The 5,487-nt window shown below is 50.5% G+C and carries 2 protein-coding genes; both read right to left on the reverse strand.

Features of this window, described 5'->3' with window-relative positions; genetic code table 11:
* Positions 1–244: 244 nt before the first annotated feature.
* Positions 245–3,874, reverse strand: a complete 3,630-nt coding sequence (locus P1P89_21905) for an AAA family ATPase (protein MDF1594173.1) — start codon at positions 3,872–3,874, stop codon at positions 245–247.
* On the reverse strand, positions 3,871–5,136 hold the full coding sequence (locus P1P89_21910) for a DNA repair exonuclease (GenBank protein MDF1594174.1): 1,266 nt from the start codon (positions 5,134–5,136) through the stop codon (positions 3,871–3,873). Before P1P89_21910 ends, P1P89_21905 begins: the two co-directional genes overlap by 4 nt.
* Positions 5,137–5,487: the final 351 nt, after the last annotated feature.

Consider the following 5,487-nt stretch of genomic DNA (forward strand, 5'->3'; position numbering starts at 1 on the left):
ATATTCATAACTAACTAATTTTACAGGTTTTATAAAATTCTAATTTTTTGCTTGACAAGGGAACTACAGGATGTCCCCATTTGCGTCCCCATTTACGGTTCGGCGAGGAGAGATCGCCAGTCTTCCGGCTTATTTGATGGGACAAAGATTCTCTCCATTGGCTTTAATCTAACAGCTTTACGGATAATTGTCTTAAAAGCCCTTTTTCAGCCCCGAAAACATCGTTTTAAGGCAAAAAACAGCCTTATTTTGAGTCCAATCCCTTTACTGGTATGCGTTTAGCGTGGCCCGACCCCATCGCCCCCCCCATCGCCCCCATCGCCACATCGCCACCATCACCAGATAACCCTTGAGGCGTTAAGATGTGTTCGAACAATATTCCAGGTTTAATATTCGCTTTTGCCAATTCAACAAGATGCCGGTGATGGGTAAAAAAGATCACTTGCGTTTTTTTGGATAGCTCTGCAAGTACCTGCAGGGTCGCTGTCGCCCGCTCATTATCAAACTTGATCAGAATGTCGTCAACGATAAATGGAATGGGTTCGTTATTTTTTAAATATGATTCCAGGCTCGACAGCCTGAGGGACAGATAAAGCTGGTCGGTTGTCCCGTCGCTCATCCCTTTTACCCCTACAAGTTCCTTTCCGCCGGGACGAACACCCATAAGCACCGGGTTGGCCTGCTCATCAAATTCCGCCCTGATGCCCTCAAAGAAACCATTTGTTAGCCGAGCGAAAAGTTCATTGGCCCGTTTTAAAACAGGTCCCTGGTGCTTTTCGCGGTATCTTTCAATTGCCTGTACCAAAACAGCCGATGCAATTCTGAGGCGGGCAAACCGTTCAACGTCGCTTTCCAAACGGGCCAGGATGCCCTGGGCTGCCTCCGCCAGTTCGGCTGCCGCTGCACTTCCATCCATTTTGCTCAGCTCGTTCCTTTCCTCGCCGATGGTCTGATCGAGGCTGGACTTCTCTGCGCTCAGGGTTTTGATGGCGTCGTTTAGCCTGGCTATTTGGCCCTCTATTGCGTCCGGATCAACCGCCAGAGCTTCGGCAACAAAATCATCCAGATCAGCGCCTGCGCTCAGCCTGTGTAATTGCTCTTCGAGGTCTTTGAGGTCCGACTCGGTTTGCCGGCGCTTGGATGAGCGCCTTTCTGCCTCGGTTAGATCTTCATAATTTAGACACCCCGCTTCCGCGCACATAATATCCAGTTTGGACTTAATTTCTGAGATGCGTTTTTCAGCCTCACGAAGCCGCTTTTTGCCTTGGGTGCTTTGTTTTTCCAGCCGCTCCAATTGAGATTGGGCTGCCATTGATTGATTTAATGTGGCGTTAAGTTCTGAAGCGGCTTGTTCAATAGTGAGTTTTTCGAGATCCCGGGCCGCCTGCTGCACCAGGCCGGTCACTTTTTGCTCATAGGTCGCTGCATCCCGGTCAATACCGATAATACGCTGTTGAAGGATGCCTGCCTCCTTGAGATTGTCAAAAAGACTCTTTAATTCTTCCATGACAGCATATGACTGGCTGGGAACAGCATCCGCATCCAGACCCAACGGCTGGACGGCCTCCTTCCATTGCTTTTGCCATTTTGAAAGATCCGCTTCAATTTGTTTCAGCTTGGCGTTCGCTTCAGCGATTTCATCGTTTTTTTGCTGAATATCGGCAAGGAGCTTGTCCCTTTTATTCTTATTCTCCTCCTGCACCTTGACCACTTTCTGACATCGCTTGATCAGGTCGGCCAGGGACTCCTTGTCCTGGGCTGAAGGCTGCGAGATGAAAGACAGGCAGCTGCCTAAATCCTCGCGGCATTTATCCATGTTGGATTTCAGATTATCGGTTTTATTTCTTTTCTCCCAAACCTCCGAGAGCTGCTGGATAATGCTTTTCTGGTCCTGAACCCATGCCCGCATTTCCTTGGGCGCGCGCGGTAACAAGTTGATCGGCTCCCAGATTTTTGCCCAGTTTTTGGTGATTTCATTTAGCTCAGCCTGGGCTGCTTCCTGCTGAGCCTTTAAGCGCTCGACGCGAACCCTTTGGGTCTCCTGATCCGAAGTGAGTTTGGCCTTTCTCGCCACCCGGTCGGCCTCCCGCCGCAATCTATCGGAAATATCATCTGCTCTGTAGACACTGGCCTCATAGGCTTCAAATAGATTCTCTGCGGGTTTAAAGGATTCTATAAAAAGCTGTGTTTCCTTATCTATATCTGTGGTTTTATCCAGGCTTGAGCGAATAAGCCGCCAGCCCTCCTCGCGATGGCCCCTTGCATGCTTAAGGGCCTCTTCGCTGGGAACTTCCTGCTCCAATTCCAATTCCCTGAGCAGCCCCTCGGTGTTTAAGAGTGTTTCACTGGCGTCGGCGAGCTCGGAATAAAGCTGCGAAACTTTCTTTTGCCCTTCATCAATCCGATGGTCAAAATCATCTATGGCCTCCAGGGGAGGCAGCGCCAGCTTTGCGAGCGCTTCAAGACTCCCCTTCCACAAGGTCTGTTTTGACAATGCAAGTTCAAGAGAACTCAAGGACCGGTTTATTTCCCCGTGTGCTGTGTGGTAATGGTCCTCAAGGGCGCCGTATTTCACGGCCCGGTCTATGGCATCCTTGAGGCTGTCGATGCCGACGGGGGTTTCAGAATTTTCCAGCTGTTTTTCAAGACGCTTAATCTGGGGGGCCAGGCCGGCGGCATTTTCTTTGACATTTTCAAGCCGTGTTATCAAACGTTCGTATCTCGTGCCCAGGTCCTGAATCCTGGCAGTCTCGGCCTTTTTCAACCTGAGCTTTTCCGCCTCGTCAAGGATAAGATCTCTTCCGATCCCGGAGAGGATTTCCTGTGCTTCCCCCCGTAGCGTATCTCTGCGGGTCTGGAGTTTTATCCGGTCTTTGCCAGCCTTCTGGTAGCTGCCGAGTTCTCGGTAACACTCTTGGATGTGATCGGCGCTGTCAATAACCGCCTGATTGATATCCAGCTGCTCGATGCTTTTGATAATTTCATCAACATCAGTTTGCGCCTGGCTCCTGTCGTTTTCCAAAACTCTTAAATCCGTCAGCAGCTCACCGCGTCGTTCTCCGAAATCATCGGAAAGAAGAGCAACCCCGGCGTAGGATTTACGCTCATCCATCAGCGCTTTGCGGCGGGATATCAAAGGGAGCGCGTCCCTGATCCGTTCCAGGCGATGCTGTTCGGTCTGTCTGGCCTGAAGCTCAATGTCTGCCTGGCTCCTGCGGTTAAGGGCTGACCGCAGGGCCTTATCATGCTTTTCCCACTGCTGTCCCGGAAGCTGGGCGTCCCGAAGGTGTTTTTGAGTTTGCCTGAAGCTGGATATGGCTTCATTTATCGGTCTTTTTGATGCCGAAGGCGTAAAAAGGGCTTCAGCTTCGGTCTGAAGGTTTATCTGAGTCTCTCGAAGGTCGGAGATGCCCGCCCCGGCCGCAAAGAGGGCCTGGCCGATGTCTCCGCCTCCTTTTACGATCTCCTCACCGCCCCTTACAAGGTCTGGATGTCCGATGCCGAACATCGTCTTAAAGACACTTTCATCGATGCCCCCTAAAAACTTCTGAAAAAGGCCTTCATCTACCAGCGTTTCATCATCACCTGCCCGCAGCGTGTTTGCCCGGCCTTTTCTGCGAATGAGCTCAATCACGGTGCCGTCGCTGTGTCGCAATACCCCCCCGATCCGCATTTTCGCGTATGGGTGAATAAAATCGTCCGGAGACTGGCCCGGGATGCCGTAGAGCATCTGCCGAAGCGCCCGGAGTGCCGAGCTTTTACCGGCCTCATTGGGTCCGTACACCATATGAAGGCCTTCTTTCCCATCACCCAGATCAATCAAGTCTCCGGAAAAAGGGCCGAATGCAAGGAGTTTTAACTGAAGGATTTTCATCCGGCATCCTCCTTTTTTAGCAGGCGACGGACCAGCATCGGCCGGACTTTTTTCAATATATCATTGATCCAGTTTGGATCGTTTAGTCCTAAAACGTCTCCCCCTTCTTTAAACTCTCGCGGCAGCTTGGTATTGAGATCCTCCAGCACCCCGCCTAAAAACTTAAGCTTCTCAGGATCATTGCCGATCTCATCGATATAGGATAGGAGCTCGGCCACCGGTCCGCTGGACGATTTCAGGGACTTTAAATCCACGGGAAAATCGGTTTGCACGTTAACCTTCTCTATCCAGATCAGTCCGCTGCTCATGTCCATGGCCGCAGACCGGATTTCGTTGGTCCATCGCTCAGTATCTGAGGAAAGATCGTCATGGGCTCTCGAATCCCCAACAATTTTAATTCGGGCCACCAGCGGCAGGCCCCCGTTTTCTTCCAGGAGTTTATCCAGTCTTTCCCTGACCAGGTCCAGAACATCGTAACCGGTCCCGGCTGACGAGGCATCTATTTCAATCATGAACCAGCGGGCAACATCTAAAGCCCGAAAGGAGGCCTCTGGTTTGCCATTATTATCGACCTCGACCAGCATGCACCCCCTGGGTCCCGTCTCCCGCACATGGCGGCCTTGAATGTTTCCGGGAAATACAATCAAGGGATCTTTCAGGAGAATCTCGCGCTGATGGACGTGTCCAAGCGCCCAGTAATCATACGCTTTTGACTGCAGGTCTTCTATTTTGCAGGGTGCATAGGGTTCGTGGCCTTCCCGCCCCGTTACGCAGGTGTGCAATATTCCTATATTAAAACAGTTTTTAAGAGGCGGCGGGTACTTCAGCGAAAGGTTATTTTTGACAGCCGGGGATGCAAAACTCTGGCCGTGAATCGCCACATCCATTTTTTCTAAATGTTCGATGTGGGGTTTGTCCGATGGGAAAAGGCTGACGCCTTCGGGAAGGCGAAGCGTTTTTGTGATTCTGCTGGCGGCATCGTGGTTGCCGGCGATCATGAATACCGGAATGTCTGCTTCCCGCAGTTTCTGCATTTGAGATACAAAGTAAAGCCCTGTATTATAGTCCTTCCAATCACCGTCATAAAGGTCCCCGGAAATGATTAAAAAAGCGACTTCTTCGGCTATGGCCAGTTCGACCATATTCTCGAAGGCTCTTCGGGTGGCTCCCCGAAGTTCGCCTGCAGGAGCCCCCTCATAACTTTCCAGCTTATGCATGGGGCTGTCTAAATGGATGTCTGCAGCATGCAAGAATTTAAACATTTTCTCTTTGCCTCCGACATTTGGATAACCGGAATGACATTGCGGTAAAACATCCTATCAGTACCAAGATTCGAATGGCAACCATAATCTGTCGGTCAACTTTTCAGTTTAAATGGCATTGGGCAGAAAATCGGTATAAATTCCGGGGTAAGTCAATTTTTATTATGCAGTCTCAGAAATCATCGTCTTTATCATCTTAGCCACGCTGTCCGAGTGTTTTGAAATGAGGGACCGGATAGAAGGCGTGCGAATGAGTTTCCGATGGTGCGCACAATGGCAAGAGCACCAGAAAAAAGTCAAGGTCTTTTTTCATCTTTTTTCAAGACAACACTCCCCCGTACCGGTCTAAGC

Source organism: Desulfobacterales bacterium, assembly GCA_029211065.1.
GTDB lineage: Bacteria > Desulfobacterota > Desulfobacteria > Desulfobacterales > JARGFK01 > JARGFK01.

Bases quoted from the DNA above. Each gene is read 5' to 3' on its own strand.
- P1P89_21905 (MDF1594173.1), bottom strand. From the start codon at position 3,874: ATGAAAATCCTTCAGTTAAAACTCCTTGCATTCGGCCCTTTTTCCGGA.
- P1P89_21910 (MDF1594174.1), bottom strand. From the start codon at position 5,136: ATGTTTAAATTCTTGCATGCTGCAGACATCCATTTAGACAGCCCCATG.